This is a genomic window from Bacillus cereus group sp. BceL220, from assembly GCF_051776965.1.
Lineage (GTDB): Bacteria > Bacillota > Bacilli > Bacillales > Bacillaceae_G > Bacillus_A > Bacillus_A cereus.
Window position 1 is genome coordinate 581,841 of the sequence record NZ_JBPWBC010000001.1, and the last position, 17,426, is coordinate 599,266.

Below are 17,426 nucleotides of genomic sequence, written 5' to 3' on the forward strand. Positions count from 1 at the left end.
ATTTCGATAATTATTAACGTTTCTCATCATATTTTTCGCTTTTCTACATATATTTTTGTATAGAATAAACAAAATTAATCGAAAAATCGAAAAATGAGCATTTGCAAATCAAAAGACAATTCTGTAAAATAAATTACAAGAAATTGTAATCGTTGCCGATAGCTAAATTTTAACAAAAATTAACAAAATAAAAAAGTTTACTTCACAAAGGTGAAGTAAACTTAAAAAATAACCTATTCTAAGAAATCCTTAAGACGCTTACTACGACTTGGATGTCTTAATTTGCGAAGTGCTTTTGCTTCAATTTGACGGATACGCTCTCTCGTTACGCCGAATACTTTCCCAACTTCTTCAAGCGTACGAGTTCGTCCATCATCTAAACCGAAACGAAGACGCAGAACATTTTCTTCACGATCTGTTAGTGTATCTAACACATCTTCTAATTGTTCTTTTAGCAATTCATAGGCTGCATGGTCCGCAGGCGATGTTGCTTCTTGGTCTTCAATAAAGTCACCTAAATGGGAGTCATCTTCTTCACCAATTGGTGTTTCAAGAGAAACTGGCTCCTGTGCAATTTTTAAGATTTCACGTACTTTTTCTGGAGCAAGATCCATTTCTTCACCAATCTCTTCAGGAGACGGTTCGCGACCTAAATCTTGTAATAATTGACGTTGTACACGAATTAACTTATTAATCGTTTCAACCATATGAACTGGAATACGAATTGTTCGCGCTTGGTCCGCAATCGCACGTGTAATAGCTTGGCGAATCCACCAAGTTGCATACGTACTAAATTTGAAACCTTTACGATAATCGAACTTTTCAACAGCTTTAATTAGACCCATATTACCTTCTTGAATTAAGTCTAAGAAAAGCATACCACGGCCTACGTAGCGCTTTGCAATACTTACTACAAGACGTAAGTTTGCTTCTGCAAGACGACGTTTCGCTTCTTCATCGCCTTCTTCAATACGCGTTGCAAGTCGAATTTCTTCTTCTGCAGATAGTAAGTCTACACGACCAATTTCTTTTAAATACATACGAACAGGATCGTTGATTTTAACCCCAGGTGGTACACTTAAATCATTGAGGTCAAACTCTTCTTCTGTTTTTGTAATTTGGCGATTATTAGGGCCTTCTTCGTTGTCATTATCACCAACTAAGTCAATGCCTTGTTCACCTAAATATTCATAGTATTCATCCATTTGATCGGATTCAATTTCAAATCCATTCATGCGTTCTGCAATCTCTTCATATGTAAGAACGCCACGTTTTTTTCCGAGCTCAGTGAGTTGTTCTTTCACTTGCTCAAGGGTCATTTCAGTTTCAATTTGTTTAGAACGAGCTGGTTTGTCAGCCATCTGTTCCCCTCCTTACGCGAGATACAAACATTCATTATACTAAAACTTTATCAAAAAAGCTATTTTCTCGCTTTTTGATTTTGTAAATATGCTACATAATATTTAGCAGCCTCTACAGGATCTGTTTTTTCCATTTGTTTCACTTTAAAGATGATCTCCATCTTTTCAAGTTTTTCCTGATGCCGTCTAAGCGTCTCCAAATGGCCTTGCAACACTTCTTCTGTGTATTCTGGATTAATAAATTCATCCGTCGAAATATCAGTGATAATATTTTTCAACTTTTCATCAGAGAGCCAACTTAAAAATGTTCCGACTGAAGGTTCATTTCCCTTTTCATAATATGCGTATAGTTCATATAAAATCCCTTTATGTTCTTCTGTATGAAAATCTTCTATATGGGATTCCATACGAACAGCTACTTCTGCACTTTGCAACATATGGTAAATAATTTCTCTTTCCGCTCTTTCAAAACCTGTTAACTTCGGTTTTGTTTGAACGACTTGAGACGGTTTAGCAACCTGCTTTATTTGTTTTTGCTGTACCTTTTGTTCTTTGCGATATTGGTGCAATTGATTCAAAAGTGTTTCCATTGAATACGAAAATTCTTGCGATAATGACTTCAAATATGACTCTGCCTGCATCGCATCTTGTAACAACGATAACTCTTTTAAAACACTTTTCACATATTCTTCTTTGCCAGACTCATCTTGCAAATTTTTCCCTAAACGCAAATAATTTATTTTAAAACCAACAAAACTCACACTTGATTTCACAAGATTTTCAAAAGCGGTAGTCCCATATTGTTGCACATATTCATCAGGATCAAGCTTATCTGGCAAGGATGTGACTTTCACTTGGCAACCAACTTTTAGCAATAATTGCCCTGCTTTCATCGTCGCTTCTCGCCCTGCTTTATCACCATCATAGCAAAGAACAACAGTTTCAACGTTACGTCGCAGAAGTTTTGCTTGTTCTTCAGTTAAAGCTGTTCCCATTGTCGCAACAGCTTCTTCCACACCACTTTTTACCGCAGCTAGTACATCGGCATATCCTTCAAAAAGAACCACTTGCCCACGCTTTCTAATAAACGGTCTTGCTTGGTGGAAGTTATACAACAATTTACTTTTGTGAAAAATCGGTGTTTCAGGGCTATTTAAATATTTCGGAGTGTCATCCCCTAACGCCCTTCCACTAAACGCTATCACCTTACCTTGTAACGTATAGATCGGGAACATAACTCTTCCACGGAAGCGATCGTAATGACTACCATCCTTCTCACTTCTTATTAGAAGGCCAGCTTGTTCCATACTAGACAGCGATAAACCTCTTTTTTGTAAAATTTTCGTCGCTGCATCCCAAGCAGGTGATGCATAACCAATTTCAAACTTCTCAATCATCTCTTTCGTAATACCACGGTTTAATAAATATGAAAGTGCTTCATTTCCCTCTTCCGTATTTACTAATAAATGATGATAATACTTTTTCAATAATTCATGAGCTTGTTGCATGATGACAGTGTCATCAGATATGTCTTCTTGTTGTCCTTGTCCTGATGTGTACTCTGCAACCGCAATTCCATTTCTTTCGCCTAGCTTTTGAACAGCCTCGGTAAAAGCCAGTCCTTCCATTTTCATTAGAAAGGAAAATACATTTCCACCTTCTCCACATCCGAAGCAATGAAAAATTTGCTTATCAGATGAAACAGAGAATGAAGGAGAATTCTCACCATGAAATGGACAAAGGCCGAAATAGTTACGCCCCTGTTTTCTAAGTTGAACGTATTCACCAATGACTTCTACAATATCGGATGATGTCCGAATCTGTTCAACAACTTCTTCGGGAATTCTGTTCCCCATAACTCCATCTCCGTGTCGTATTTTGTATTCGATATAAATTAAAAAATTCCTTTATAATTCGACAATATTTTTCTAAACTTGTTAGAAAGTGTTGCCGATTACATTGTATAAACGATTTTGAACCTTCCCTATAGGTCCTTTATCTGCATAAATCGCATATACATACTTGCTATATAAAATTGTATACATTTGCTCATCTGTTACAAATGTATCTCTTAGAAACAATACATATACACCTTTTTACAAGAAGAGTAGCAAGCCACATATACTGTTTGATCTTGAGATCTGTAACTTTTTCATGTTGATCCATATAACAATCAACTCCATTTTGTTCAGTATCTACAATGATCCAATTGCCTTGCTATTTCCTTAAAGGATGAGCATATGATGCGACAAACAAAATTCCGACATGAAATTCCGCTCCAACTTGCACAATTTCAGCCTTCACGGGATATACATCTACACCAACTAATATGTTGTTGATGTTTTGCATATTTCTGTATTCTACATCCCTTCTGTGAATCCTTCCATAATGTGCGTTTTCTTGTATAGATTTTGTCGATTTAACGTAATTACATGTCTTTTTCGTAAATCCTATCCCTAGTTTATTCTGAAAAATTAAAGTCTAAACGTAAAATATAGGTTTTTATCACAATTTTTTATTATAATATATTTTCTTCAACTACGCTACATATCCCTTTATTTTTTCAGCTTACATTTCAGGATGACAAACTCACACCTTGAATATACTAAAAGACAAAGGAGTATAAGTATAACCATTACACTACAATCTATTACAAAATCCATAGGTATCATATTTCACACGAGCGAAAAAAGCACATTCACCTTTGGTAAATGTGCTAAAACATTTTTTGGTTTTGCACTGCATTCACAATAATATTTGCTGTTTCTTCAATCGCTTTATTCGATACATCGATTACTTGGCAATTTATTTTACTAATTACTTCCTCAAAGTGATCAATTTCTTCTTGAATACGATTAATATTTGCATATGTTGCTCCATCACTTAATCCAAGTGATTTTAATCGTTCTTTTCGAATATGATTTAACTTATCTGGCGTAATTTTCAAACCGAAACATTTTTCTTTTGCCACTTGATATAGTTCTTCAGGTGGGTCAACTTCTGGCACGAGTGGTACATTCGCAACTTTCAAGCGTTTGTTATGAGCTAAATATTGGGAAAGTGGTGTTTTTGATGTACGCGAAACACCAATCAACACGATATCTGCTTTTAAAATACCTCGTGCATCTCTGCCGTCATCATACTTCACAGCAAACTCAATCGCTTCAATCTTTTTAAAGTATTCTTCATCTAACCTACGGACAACACCTGGCTCATATCTCGGCACTTGCCCCGTAATTTCTTCAATTTGATCAATAAGAGGGCCGATAATATCGTATGCCTCTACCCCTTCTTTTGCAGCCTCTGTTACTAAATACTGGCGCATATCAGGCTTAACTAACGTAAAACATATAAGTGCTTGATTACTCTTAGCAATCGAAATCACTTCTTTTAATGTCCCTGTATCTTCTACATACGGTACACGTCTAATATCAGGAGCAAACGGGAATTGCCCCATTGCTGCTCGAACAACCAAATCAGCCGTTTCCCCTACAGAGTCAGATACGACATATACGATTTTATTATCCATTACATTACCTCACTTTAAACAAATTACACTTATTCGTTATTTACTAAATTTACAAACGCACGTGTAATATTTGTCTTTGTAATTCGCCCAATCACTTCTAAACCTTGTTTCGTATCTTTTACAACTGGCATTGCATCAATCTGTCTTTCTATTAATTCCATCGCAATATCATATAAAGAATCCTCTCTACGACACATCGCAATGTTTGGCATCCTTGTCATGATAATATTAACCGGAAGAGAGGTTAAATCCTGCTTTCCTAAGCTCGCTCTTAATAAATCTTTACGAGACACAACACCAACTAATAGAGTCATCTGATCTACAACGAACAATGTACCAACATCCTCTAAAAACATCGTACAAATTGCATCGTATACGGAAACATTTTTATCAATTACAACCGGTCTAGATTGATAATCTTGTACTTTAATTTTCTTAACAGCTTCAGATAATAGCTGCCCCCCAGTTTTACCCGTATAAAAATAACCTACGCGTGGACGTGCTTCTAAATAACCAGCCATCGTTAAAATTGCTAAGTCTGGTCTTAGCGTCGCACGTGTTAGACCCAATTGCGCTGCAATTGATTCCCCTGTAATAGGACCGTGATCTTTTACAATCTGAATGATATGTTCTTGCCGTTTATTCAGCTCTATGATAATCACCACCTTTAATGCACAACGAAAAAAGTTATACTATCTCTTAAATATTATATACTAAATATGCTATTCGAAAAAGAAAGTATGTAAAAAGGACCGTATACGGCCCAAAATTATATTTGAAACTTATCAAGTTGTTCTAAAAAACGTCTTGATTTCAAATAAATTCCGCAATATTCATCATAATATGTATTCAATACTAAACGCATTTGTTTTTTTGTGCTATCCTTTACCGATACATTTCCGAGCCTATGTAAATCGAAATGGAAGAAAAGACGTAATAATTTATGAACAGCTTCTCCTACCGGTATACGATATGGGTCTTGCTCTGCATGACGTGAGCACAGAAAACCGCCTTCCCTTACGGAGAAGGCGACAAAGTCTGTTTCTTGATGACAAATCGCACATGTATCAAAGTACGGGCGCATCCCTAATACCGGAAGCATTTTCGTTTGATAAATTAATGATAATACTTCTGGATCAACACCCTCACACATATAATGCAACGTTTGATATAACATTTCAAATAAATACGGATTATGTTTTTTATCTTCTGTTGCTTTATCAGTTAACTCAACAATAAATGATGCATAAGCAGTTAAAAATATATCCTCGCGAATTTCTTTCATAGTTGAAATAATCTCGCCTTGTTGCAATGTTCCAAGCCCAGATCCCATTTGAATAAGAAAATGGCCATGTGTCATTAATTGCGACACAGATGCTAATCGGCTTTTCGGTTTTTTTGCCCCTCTTGCCATTGCACTTACCTTACCAAGTTCTCTTGAGAATATTGTAACAATCTTGTTCGTTTCTCCGTAATCTGTCGTACGGATAACGATGCCCTCAACTTTTTGAAACATGTTCGTCACCATCCAAGGTTTGAACAAAACGGGTCAAGAAATTGGAGAGTCTAGATGCGCTAGCTCCTCTTCATGTTGATCCATCTCATCGTTTACGTCTTTTTCCATTTCTTTCAAAAGCAAGTACGTTTCAATGCTTCCTGTTTTGGAGAAAAACTTCCAGGTAAAATCTAGCATAAGAATCCACCTTTCTCAATAAGCGTAGCCTATAAACCAATTTCCTTTGTTGTTATTAAATTGACCCATTTTGTCCATTTTCATGTGAGAAAAATTTTTCCTAATTTATCAAAGTTCATAAAAACCAATAATCAGTGGATGAACCAACCATCCACTGATTACAACTTTACTCTATTTTAGTACTCATCCTCGCGGAAACCTAGGTCACGAAGCTGAGACATTTTATTACGCCAATCTTTTTGCACTTTTACCCATACTTCTAAAAATACTTTAGAACCAAGTAGCGCTTCAATATCAAAACGAGCTCGCTTACCAACTTCTTTTAACATTTTCCCTTGTTTTCCGATGATGATTCCTTTTTGTGATGCACGTTCAACAACAATCGTTGCATTTATATAAACTGCCCCGCCCTCACGCTTTTGAATCGCATCGATAACAACAGCCACAGAATGCGGCACTTCTTCACGTGTTAAATGTAGTACTTTCTCACGAATAAGCTCTGCAATAATAAATCTCTCCGGATGATCCGTTACTTGATTCTCTGGATAGTATTGTGGTCCTTCTGGTAAATACTTTTTAATTGTTCCAATTAAAGCGTCCACATTATTACCGTCTAACGCAGAAATTGGTACAATCTCTGCAAATTCATGTAGTTTACGATATTGATCAATTAACTCTAGTAATTGCTCTGGATGAAGTTGGTCAATTTTATTAATGACTAAAAATACTGGTTGTTTCGTTTCTTTTAATTTCTCAATGATGAATTCCTCACCACGACCAAATCCTTCAACTGCATTAACCATAAACAGAACAATATCAACTTCTTTTAATGTCGTTTGCGCCATCTTTACCATGAAGTCGCCTAATTTATGTTTAGGTTTATGTATTCCTGGTGTATCAATGAAAATAACTTGTGCATCATTTTCTGTATATACACCTTGAATTTTATTACGAGTCGTTTGTGGCTTATCACTCATAATAGCAATTTTCTGGCCGATAATACGGTTTAAAAATGTAGATTTTCCAACATTCGGTCTGCCAATAATAGAGACAAAACCTGATTTATAACCTTTTCTATTCATGTAAATCCTCCGCTAAAAATGCTCCTGGTAACAATTCTCCGACTGTCGTCTCTTGAACGTCACCATGTAAGTTTGATAAGTATACTTTCGTATCCTGTTTACATAATTCTACCATAACTTGTCGACATGCTCCACAAGGAGGTACTGGGCGCTTTGTATCTGCTACAACCGCAATGGCTACAAATTCTTTATCTCCTTCAGAAACCGCCTTAAATAAAGCTGTTCTTTCAGCACAATTACATAAGCCATATGATGCATTCTCAACATTACACCCACGATATACTTTTCCACCGCGCGTTAATAATGCTGCACCTACTTGAAATTTAGAATATGGTACGTACGCTTGTTTACGCGCTTCGATTGCTTCTAGAATTAATTGTTTACTATTCATATTCCCGCATCCTTCCTGTTCACAGCTATGAAGAGATACACTCTCTCATTAAAGGCCCTTACAGCACTTCCAAAGCTTAATAAAAGCTTCGGAATGCAACTATACCATATACGGTAAAAAGATAATAGCACCAATTATAACAGCTATAATTGCAAACAATAAAACCGCTCCTGCCGCAACATCCTTTGCAATTTTTGCAAACGGATGAATATCGGCAGTCGCTAAATCTACCGTTTTTTCCACAGCCGTATTTACCATCTCTAAACTCATTACACTCCCTATTACAATAAGTAATATCATCCACTCTATTTTCGTAATATGGAAATAAAAGCCGCAGCATATAACAATGACTGCGGCTAAATAATGGATTTTCATATTTCGTTCATGACGAAAACAAAAGAATATACCAGCTATAGCATATCCAAAACTATCTATAAGTTTTCCTTTTTTCATCGTCCTAATCCAAAAGCTTCTAAAATTTCTTTTTGTCTTCCGAACATTTCATTTTCATCTTCTTCTGTCATGTGATCATAACCAAGTAAATGTAAAAAGCCATGTAACGCCAAAAATCCAAGTTCACGATCGAAAGAATGTCCGTACTCTTCAGCTTGCTCTTTCGCCCTTGGAATAGAGATAATAAGATCCCCTAACATGCGCGGCATCTCTGCACCAACAATCTCCATTTCTCCTTCTCCCATCTCTTCCATGGCAAAGGATATTACATCTGTAGGTTGATCTTTATCTCGGTAATCACGATTAATTTCTCTAATGCGCTCATTATCTACAAATGTCACCGATACCTCCGCACCATCCTCGATATTTTCCATTTGAGCTGCTTTTTCTAACACTTCACGAATTAAACTCATATACTCTTCTTTTACTTCTTCTGTTTCATCAATAAAATCAATTAACAAACTCATTCTTTCTCCTCTTCTTCCGGAGGTTCCGGATATGTAATACGCGAATGGAAAATACCATTTAACGTTTCACACAACGTTTTCCCAACGATTTGTAGTTCCTTAAACGTCAAATCACATTCACTAAATTGACCGTCTTGCAGTCGATCTTTAATAATACTTTGCACCAAATTATTAATTTGTTCTGGCGTTGGGTGATTCATAGAACGTACCGCAGCTTCTACACTATCAGCAATACCAACAATTGCCGATTCTTTCGAAGTTGCTTTTGAACCTGGATAACGGAACATCTCTTCTGTATATTTTTCTTTATCTTCTTTAATAGCTTTATAATAAAAATATTTCAGTAACGTTGTACCGTGATGTTGCCCAGCGATATCAATAATTTCTTGTGGAATATGATATTCTTCGAGCATTCTTACTCCATCCGTTACGTGAGCAATTATAATATCTTTACTCGTTACAGGATCTAATTTATCATGCGGATTTTCAATTCCCATTTGGTTTTCAATAAAGAATTGCGGTTGTACTGTTTTTCCTACATCATGATAATATGCCCCTACACGCGCTAATACACCATTTGCCCCAACTGCTTCACAAGCAGCCTCAGAAAGATTCGCTACCATTACACTATGATGATATGTCCCTGGCGCTTCTAACAAAATTCTGCGTAAAAGCGGATGATTTGGACTTGATAGTTCCATAAGCTTCATACTTGATACGATTCCAAGTCCACTTTCTAAATATGGTAAAATCCCCATAGCCAAAACGGATGATATAATCCCTGAAAGTGAAGCCATTAATAATTGCGTACCAATTTCAAGAGGCGAAAAATTCCCATTACGTAATAATAAGAGCGCCGCTAATACGACTACATTTAATACAGAAACGAGTATACCAGCTTGTAAAATCATTGTACGACGATTTTTTTCTCGCAAGAAAATACTAACCGATAATGAACTTAACAATACGTAAATCCCTACACTATAATTTAATGTACTCGTTACTCCTTCATTAAACATAATACTTCCGCATACAGAAAAAATCATACTCGTTAAAAAGACAAATCGATCACCAATCATTAGTTTTACAAGTATTGTTCCCATCGCAACTGGGACAACATATGCAATCCCTGCGTATTCAAGTTTTTGAAACAAACTAATGATTTTCATTAAGACGATTGTGATAGACAAAATTGTAATATACGCTAAAACATACGGTCTATCTTCTCTTTTTCTCTTTAAAAATAATTCAAATTGTTTATGCATAAAGTATAGTAATACACCAATGAGTACCGCTAATCCAACATAAGGTTGAAAGCCGTTCCCTTTTTCTAACAAACCAACTAATTTCAACTGATTATACACATCACTTGAAATCGTTTCACCTTCTCTAACAAGAACTTGTCCTTGAAGAATATAAACAGGTGGAACTAAATCTTCCTCTGCTTTTCTCTTCTCTTTCGTTAAGATCGGGTCATAAAAATAGTTCGCTGAAATTGCATATCTTCCTAGCGCCTTAATTGACTCTTTTAAACCATTATCAACATTAACACTATTCATCTCACTTACATATCGTTCTTTCGCATCTTTCAATTCGTCCATTTTAATATGCTCAGTCATGATACTATTAATCGCTGTGACCGCAGCATCTTTCGCTAATACTAATTGGCTCGAATCTGCATTAATCAAATTTAGTAAGTTTGAATCAGATAATTCTTTCGTTAAGTCAGCGGGTAGTTTCTTTTTTAACTTATCCACTTTCTCAGCATCAGTCATCTTTTTTTGATCATCCGGTCCAACAGCTTTAATCTCTTGCACCACTTCATCCACTTTAGCAAAGACGTCATTCACAATATCAACTTTGTTTTGTTTATACTCACTTTTATATGTATATTGATCTTCAACTTTTGTAGCGGCTTCTTTTTTCTTTTTATCCGTTGTAACTTTATCTTCAATTTTTATAGGAGAATGGATTGTCTTTTTCGCAATAGAATACATATTAACATCTAATTGTTCTGGTTTTACATTATTCATAAGCGCAAAAAACAGCACTGCTCCTAACACAACGTAAGAAATCCAACTTAGTTTTTTCGAATGTTGTAAATTACGAAACCACTTAGAAATTTCTTGAGATCTTGACATGATTTCAATACCTTCTCCTCTCCAGAAATAAAGTGAAACTATTTATAGCTTTCATTTCTTCTACCCAACGATACTTTGAGGCAACATTTTACACACCAGTACCTATAGTTTATTTTCCTTATCTTTCATGATAGTAAAAAATATGACGTTCGCCAACCTTATCATACAAAAAGAAATGATCCTGACAAATAGGATCATTCCATTTTATCATATGCCTCAATAATACGTTGCACCAATGGATGTCTCACAACGTCCGTTTGTTCTAATGTAATAAATGACAGACCTGATACACCAGATAAAATATTAGCAGCTATAGATAGCCCTGATTTTACCCCTTTTGGCAAGTCTACTTGTGAAGGGTCCCCTGTAATAACCATTTTAGAGCTAAAACCTAATCTTGTTAAAAACATTTTTATTTGAGCACCCGTTGTATTTTGAGCCTCATCTAAAATAACAAATGAATCATCAAGCGTACGCCCCCTCATATAAGCAAGCGGAGCTATTTCAATTACTCCTCGCTCCATCATACGCTGCGTATATTCTTGTCCAAGAATATCATGTAAGGCATCATATAATGGACGTAAGTATGGATCTACCTTCTCTTTCAAATCCCCTGGTAAAAAACCTAAATTTTCTCCAGCTTCTACAGCAGGTCTTGTTAAAATAATTTTCTTTACATATCCTTGTTTTAAAGCTCTCACAGCCATTACTACAGCTAAGTATGTTTTTCCAGTTCCTGCAGGCCCTATCCCAAAGACAATATCATTCTTCTTCATCGCATGAATATATCTTCTTTGCCCCATTGTTTTTACACGAATGGATTTACCTTTTGCAGTCTTGAAAATTTCTTCTTCATATAACTCTTCAAATTGAGCAATTTTCCCTTGTTGCGCGAGCTGAATTGCATACGCAACATCTCTCTCTGAAATTGATATACTTTTACGAATTACAACAAGTAATTGCTGTAAGATTTTTTCTACGAGTGTCACCGTTTCAACTGCTCCAGATACATGAACAGTTTCTCCTCTAGTTACGATCGATACATTCAGTTCTCGTTCAATTACTTTTAAATGTGCATCATTGACTCCAAAAAGAGCGATTGCTTCGTTAGTATTTTCCAATTGTTGGTTCATTTCTACTAATTGTTCTGCCATTACTCAGTCTCCTTGAATATCGGATTCGGATATTGGTTGTGGCTCTGCAATATTTTCAACCACAGTATAATGCAATGTGACTTTTAGTTGATCCGCCTCAACCTCTTTACTCAAAATCTTATCACTTACAATCATAGCATGTTCATCCAATTTTTTCTTTAGTTCTTTTTCGGCCATCTCCTTCGCTACTTTCAGCGCTTGCTTTTCTGTATATTCTCGATTCGCTTCTTCCTCTTCTCTCACAACATCTTTTTCATATGCAATCGGCAGTGTAAAACCAAATAATTTCACATCATGCTTTACACTTTCAGTACGAGAGCGTTTATACTTATCATGCTGAAATCCCCATATTTTTATTTTCGTATCCCCGAATTTAAGAAAATGTTCATTGTATACATTACCAGTATACACTTGGAATTGCGTCTTTAGCGGAACATCTACCTTAGATGTATACCACGTTTCGCCATACACAATACCTTTCGCTGAAACAATCGTCGGACTTTCCTCATTACCATATATTCCCGATACGAGAATCTGCCCTTTTTCTACATGATCATTCTTCAGTACAACCGGCTTTCCAACTTCTACAAACGTTTTTGTAATAATCGCTTCTTTTTTTGCTACTAAATTTTGCGGCCTTTGTTCCTTTTCTTTTTTTGGTTCGTTTTTTTCAACAATTTTAAAATGATACGTCGTTCCTCTTACTTCTAGTCCCGCCCAAGTAATGGCATTAATATTATCTGTCAAATGGCGTTGTACATCTTCTACATTCGGCATTTGAAATTGTAGTTTCCCTTTTTTAATACCCATTTTATCCAATTCTTTCATCAATATATATTCTGTTTCGGGTTTTGCTCCTGTAATTTCAATTTTCCAAACCATATTTGACATTGCAATCACGCCAAAAAAGAAAATTAAAAACCCAATTAAAAATCCACTATTTTTAATTAAACGCTTATTCCAAAAAGGAAAACCATAACGTCCAATAAAATATAATTTACATTCATTTTTTCTATAAATTGGTTTTATTTTTTTCACATCGCGTAACAACATACAAAAAACTAACGTTTCATCAGCTATTTTCTTAACATCCCAAACTAACAAATTCCTCCGTACACATTCATTAACAAACCGTTCCGCTCCTCTACCTTCAATCCGCACTTTTACATATCCAAGCCACTTTATAAACCATTTATTTTTCATTTACCACCTTCACTGCCTTTCTAAAAGTAGATATACTACTTTTTATTTGAAGCATTAAAATAGCTCGTACTAAAATGAAACAAATTAAAACTGTAATCGGTCTCTATCAACAAAACTTTTACAGGATAAAGAAGAAAAACTTCACAAATGGAAGTTTCACTTCAATCACCTTTTTTTTCATTTTCTAAAAATGTTACTTGCTCAATTATCCCTTCGAGTAAAAGCTCTTCTGGAAGAATCGTTTTAATAACAAAGGATTGTCCTTTAATTAGTAATTGACCATGTTTTAAAAGCAATCGCACTTCTTTATCTGAAAACACTAATAGCCCCCGATGATTTTCTATATAAATATGTATTTGCCCAACAAGAGTAATCCGAGGCAGATCCATTAATACATCCACTGGTAGGTCTACTTGTTTTGTTAACCAATTTTTCATTTGTTCTAATTTCTTCATCTCGAAAGACCCCCTCCTCATCCCATATATATGTATTTCTTCACAAGTGCCTATCGTGTTATAACGACTTCACTAACATAACTATATTCTGTAAGAGTTCATCTCATGTTAATTAAAACAGTCGCTATATGAAATCATATTTATCAGGACAATGATGGATCAGAGAATGTTACCCATAATAATAGAAGTATTAATACAAGAATATGCACCCTCAGGGGATATCAGTACAAGTTAAATTAAGAAATTGAGCCTAGCAAGAAGTTGGAAACTTGAAAAAACCTGTTACAATTCGTTCTGGACGTGACATACTGACCATAGAATAAGTAGTTGTCATTCATTAGACAAATGAGATAAAATCCGAAAAAGGAAATTGCTCCACTCTGAATTTTGCGGTGTAAGTAAGAATATTTTATAGGTGGTTGTTATATGAATTTCAAAAAAATATTAGGATTCATTAAAAAACAAAAAAATGAATTAATAAGCGAAGAAATACGAAAGGAAATTGGATTTAGTCAAGAAATTTTGAATGTTATAAAACAAGCTACTAACAGCAGCATCCAGCCCTTTTATGCAACTGATTCAAAATCTAAAATAGCCGGAGTCTCTTTCGTTACCTTTGAGGATTATGCTGAACAGCAAGTTATAAAACTTCAATCTGAGGTTCAGAAGCTTGGATACTTAGCTTTTATTTGCGAAAGAAGTTTTAGTCAAGGAAGTAAGAGTGAGTGTAGAATTGCAATTACACAAGGAAATGGCCAATTTGATATCCTTACAATCCAACAAACAAATGGCGTTAATTACGAAGTTAGCAATATAGATGTTATTTTTAAACTAAGAAAATGGAATGATCGCTATCCTTTTATCATAATCGGTGCAGATCATGACTGGGTTGATGCCATTTTTAGCGCGTTACCTACAGACGAAGAAATGCAATCTTTCGCGCAAGAAATGTATGAATTTTGTCCAGATATAGTGGAACAAGGAACAGAAAGCATTGAGGAGTTAGTCGAAGAAATTAAGAAAACGAAAAAGCTTTTTTTATGGTGGGATTAATCATAACTAAGGCCGTTACTTTTTTTACATACCAGAGGCGTTTCTATCACTTACAGAAACGCTTTTTAAGCAATATAGCGTTTTTCCTTAATAAGAACAATAAAAAAACGTCTCATACGAAATGAGACGTTTTTTTATGCTAATAGCTGGATAACCAACTTATTCACAAGTGATCCGTCTGTTTTACCTTTTACTTTCGGCATAACAGCAGTCATCACCTTACCCATATCTGCTTTAGAAGTCGCACCAACTTCAGAAATAACTTGCTTGATTACATCAACTAGTTCTTCTTCAGTTAATTGCTCTGGCAAATATGCGCTTAAAATCTGAATTTCACTTTGCAGTTTATTAACAAGGTCTTCACGACCAGCTTTTTTAAATTCAAGGAGGGAGTCCTTATACTGTTTTACTTCACGAGCTAAAACTGTTACTTCCTCTTCTTCAGTAAGAGTATGTTGCAGTTTAATACCTTCATTTTGTAAAGCAGCCTTAACCATACGAATAACGGTTAATTTTTCTTTTTGTTTATTCTTCATCGCTTGTTTCATATCATCGTTTAAACGACCGAGAAGACTCATAACTTACACCCTCTCTTAGAATTTACGCTTTCTTGCCGCTTCAGATTTCTTCTTACGTTTTACACTTGGTTTTTCATAAAACTCGCGCTTTCTTGCTTCAGCAAGTGTACCAGTTTTAGAAACCGATCTTTTAAAACGGCGAAGTGCATCCTCCAAAGACTCGTTTTTACGAACGACTGTTTTTGACATTCTCTTTCCCTCCCTCCGAAACATCACACTTACATACTAACTTCAGCATGCAAAAAGAAACACTTCTTCAGCATGTCTTTTACGATTATAATACATTTTATCACTTCAGGTCAACTATTTGGCAGAATAAAAGAAGAATAGAAGCATTTCCTTTTCAAAAGTTATACAAATAGCTAGTATCCTTCTTTCATGAAGACAACTATATTTTTATCATTTCAACTTTTTTCATACAGGGATGCACGAAACGCCTCTCCACCTTCTAGTACTTAACCGCTTCAAATAAAGAAAGCATGCAAACCGTTTCCGGTTGCACGCTCTTTTTTATGCGCTTGCTGATTCTTTTTTCACATCATCTTCAATAACACGAACAAATTGCGCTTCGTTATATGGATAGCCAGCTTTCGTAATTTTCACTTTCACTAGCTTACCAATTAATTCTTCTGATCCTTCAAATACAATTTTCAAGTAGTTATCTGTATACCCTACATATAACCCTTCACGGTCGCCGTCTTTAAATTGCTCTTCTGGAATGATTTCAAGCACTTCACCTTCAAACGCTGATGCATATTCTTTCGCTAATTGATTAGATAGCTCAATTAAACGATGAACACGATCGTTCTTCACATCTTCAGGAACTTGATCTTCCATGCGTGCTGCAGGTGTTCCTGTACGTTTTGAATAAGGGAACACGTGTAACTCAGAGAAGCGGTTCTCTTTAATGAAATTGTATGTTTCCATGAATTCTTCTTCTGTTTCACCTGGGAAACCAACGATTACGTCAGATGTAATCGCAAGGCCTGGTAACGCTTCTTTCAAACGATCTAAACGCTCTTGGAAGAATTCCATCGTATATTTACGACGCATACGTTTTAATACAGTATTAGAACCAGATTGCAACGGAATATGCAAGTGACGTACAACTACTTCAGATTTATCTAACACTTCAATTACTTCATCTGAAATTTGACTCGCTTCAATAGAAGAAATACGAAGACGTTTTAATCCGCCTACTTCCGCTTCCATATCACGAAGTAATCCAGCTAAGTTATAATCTTTTATATCTTCGCCGTATCCACCTGTATGAATACCCGTTAATACGATTTCTTTATAGCCTGCATCCACTAATTGTTGTGCTTGTTTAATAACCTCTTTTCCATCACGAGAACGCATTAAACCACGCGCCCAAGGAATGATACAGAATGTACAGAAGTTATTGCAACCCTCTTGTATTTTTAAAGACGCACGTGTACGATCCGTGAAATAAGGTACATCAAGTTCTTCGTACACACGTGTTTTCATAATATTGCGGACAGCATTAATTGGTTGACGCTCTTTACGGAATTCTTCGATGTAACCTAACATCTTTTCACGATCCTGTGTACCAACTACAATATCTACACCTGGAATCGCCATAATTTCAGCTGGAGATGTTTGTGCATAACATCCCGTTACGCAAATAACTGCATCTGGATTTTGACGCACAGCACGTCTGATTACTTGACGGCTTTTTTTGTCCCCAGTATTCGTTACTGTACATGTGTTAATAACATATACATCAGCTTTCTTTTCATATTCTGTTCTTTCATAACCACCTTGTTTAAACAATTGCCAAATGGCTTCTGTTTCATAGTGGTTTACTTTACAACCTAACGTATGGAACGCAACAGTTGACATTGA

Annotated in this window: 19 protein-coding genes; 1 reads left to right on the forward strand and 18 read right to left on the reverse strand. The window is 35.6% G+C overall.

Translation table 11 applies throughout. The annotated features are described in order from the left end of the window. Nucleotides 1-233: 233 nt before the first annotated feature. The 15 genes from rpoD to yqfC form a co-directional block, all read right to left on the reverse strand. Nucleotides 234-1,361 carry an RNA polymerase sigma factor RpoD gene (rpoD, locus tag ACS2FK_RS03125; RefSeq protein ID WP_000764066.1) on the reverse strand — a complete coding sequence of 376 codons (1,128 nt, stop codon included), beginning with the start codon at nt 1,359-1,361 and terminating at the stop codon, nt 234-236. Between the two features lie 59 nt (nt 1,362-1,420). Next, nucleotides 1,421-3,217, reverse strand: a complete 1,797-nt coding sequence (gene dnaG / locus ACS2FK_RS03130; RefSeq protein WP_000528221.1) for a DNA primase — start codon at nt 3,215-3,217, stop codon at nt 1,421-1,423. An 81-nt stretch (nt 3,218-3,298) separates the two neighbouring features. Then, on the reverse strand, nt 3,299-3,442 hold the full coding sequence (locus tag ACS2FK_RS03135) for a hypothetical protein (protein WP_000479733.1): 144 nt from the start codon (nt 3,440-3,442) through the stop codon (nt 3,299-3,301). 635 nt (nt 3,443-4,077) lie between these two features. After that, nucleotides 4,078-4,890, reverse strand: coding sequence for a pyruvate, water dikinase regulatory protein (locus ACS2FK_RS03140; protein WP_000368944.1), 813 nt, complete (start codon nt 4,888-4,890; stop codon nt 4,078-4,080). Nucleotides 4,891-4,919: 29 nt separating this feature from the next. Then, the gene (locus tag ACS2FK_RS03145; RefSeq protein WP_000583756.1) at nt 4,920-5,552 is read right to left on the reverse strand and encodes a helix-turn-helix transcriptional regulator; all 633 of its coding nucleotides are present in this window, start codon (nt 5,550-5,552) and stop codon (nt 4,920-4,922) included. A 107-nt stretch (nt 5,553-5,659) separates the two neighbouring features. Continuing rightward, complete coding sequence (gene recO, locus ACS2FK_RS03150) at nt 5,660-6,406, reverse strand: DNA repair protein RecO (protein ID WP_000487009.1); 747 nt, start codon at nt 6,404-6,406, stop codon at nt 5,660-5,662. 33 nt (nt 6,407-6,439) lie between these two features. Beyond that, entirely contained in the window at nt 6,440-6,583 is a 144-nt protein-coding gene (locus tag ACS2FK_RS03155; protein ID WP_000883924.1) for a YqzL family protein, read from the reverse strand. Between the two features lie 176 nt (nt 6,584-6,759). Beyond that, nucleotides 6,760-7,665 (reverse strand): GTPase Era, encoded by a 906-nt coding sequence (gene era, locus ACS2FK_RS03160; protein WP_001080230.1) that lies wholly within the window; start codon nt 7,663-7,665, stop codon nt 6,760-6,762. Beyond that, nucleotides 7,658-8,056: a cytidine deaminase gene (locus ACS2FK_RS03165; RefSeq protein ID WP_001086285.1), complete on the reverse strand. Its 399-nt coding sequence runs from the start codon at nt 8,054-8,056 to the stop codon at nt 7,658-7,660. Before ACS2FK_RS03165 ends, era begins: the two co-directional genes overlap by 8 nt. A gap of 99 nt (nt 8,057-8,155) precedes the next feature. Next, on the reverse strand, nt 8,156-8,509 hold the full coding sequence (locus ACS2FK_RS03170; protein ID WP_000715464.1) for a diacylglycerol kinase family protein: 354 nt from the start codon (nt 8,507-8,509) through the stop codon (nt 8,156-8,158). After that, nucleotides 8,506-8,976: an rRNA maturation RNase YbeY gene (gene ybeY / locus ACS2FK_RS03175; RefSeq protein WP_000054685.1), complete on the reverse strand. Its 471-nt coding sequence runs from the start codon at nt 8,974-8,976 to the stop codon at nt 8,506-8,508. Before ybeY ends, ACS2FK_RS03170 begins: the two co-directional genes overlap by 4 nt. Further along, the gene (locus ACS2FK_RS03180) at nt 8,973-11,117 is read right to left on the reverse strand and encodes an HD family phosphohydrolase (protein ID WP_063548656.1); all 2,145 of its coding nucleotides are present in this window, start codon (nt 11,115-11,117) and stop codon (nt 8,973-8,975) included. The genes ybeY and ACS2FK_RS03180 overlap by 4 nt, the downstream gene beginning before the upstream one ends. 194 nt (nt 11,118-11,311) lie before the next feature. Continuing rightward, nucleotides 11,312-12,271 (reverse strand): PhoH family protein, encoded by a 960-nt coding sequence (locus ACS2FK_RS03185; RefSeq protein WP_000840520.1) that lies wholly within the window; start codon nt 12,269-12,271, stop codon nt 11,312-11,314. A 3-nt stretch (nt 12,272-12,274) separates the two neighbouring features. Beyond that, the gene (yqfD, locus tag ACS2FK_RS03190; protein WP_000792498.1) at nt 12,275-13,474 is read right to left on the reverse strand and encodes a sporulation protein YqfD; all 1,200 of its coding nucleotides are present in this window, start codon (nt 13,472-13,474) and stop codon (nt 12,275-12,277) included. Between the two features lie 161 nt (nt 13,475-13,635). Then, nucleotides 13,636-13,929 (reverse strand): sporulation protein YqfC, encoded by a 294-nt coding sequence (gene yqfC, locus ACS2FK_RS03195; RefSeq protein ID WP_000732269.1) that lies wholly within the window; start codon nt 13,927-13,929, stop codon nt 13,636-13,638. Nucleotides 13,930-14,355: 426 nt separating this feature from the next. On the opposite strand from yqfC, the gene ACS2FK_RS03200 reads away from it, so the two are divergent. Further along, on the forward strand, nt 14,356-14,982 hold the full coding sequence (locus tag ACS2FK_RS03200; RefSeq protein ID WP_001009613.1) for a DUF4253 domain-containing protein: 627 nt from the start codon (nt 14,356-14,358) through the stop codon (nt 14,980-14,982). Between the two features lie 134 nt (nt 14,983-15,116). Here the strand turns inward: ACS2FK_RS03200 and ACS2FK_RS03205 are convergent, their stop codons facing one another. From ACS2FK_RS03205 to mtaB, 3 genes are all read right to left on the reverse strand, one after another. Continuing rightward, nucleotides 15,117-15,560 carry a GatB/YqeY domain-containing protein gene (locus tag ACS2FK_RS03205; protein WP_000054582.1) on the reverse strand — a complete coding sequence of 148 codons (444 nt, stop codon included), beginning with the start codon at nt 15,558-15,560 and terminating at the stop codon, nt 15,117-15,119. Nucleotides 15,561-15,575: 15 nt separating this feature from the next. Beyond that, nucleotides 15,576-15,749 (reverse strand): 30S ribosomal protein S21, encoded by a 174-nt coding sequence (rpsU, locus tag ACS2FK_RS03210; RefSeq protein WP_000048061.1) that lies wholly within the window; start codon nt 15,747-15,749, stop codon nt 15,576-15,578. Between the two features lie 321 nt (nt 15,750-16,070). Continuing rightward, nucleotides 16,071-17,423, reverse strand: coding sequence for a tRNA (N(6)-L-threonylcarbamoyladenosine(37)-C(2))-methylthiotransferase MtaB (gene mtaB / locus ACS2FK_RS03215; RefSeq protein ID WP_000108678.1), 1,353 nt, complete (start codon nt 17,421-17,423; stop codon nt 16,071-16,073). Nucleotides 17,424-17,426: the final 3 nt, after the last annotated feature.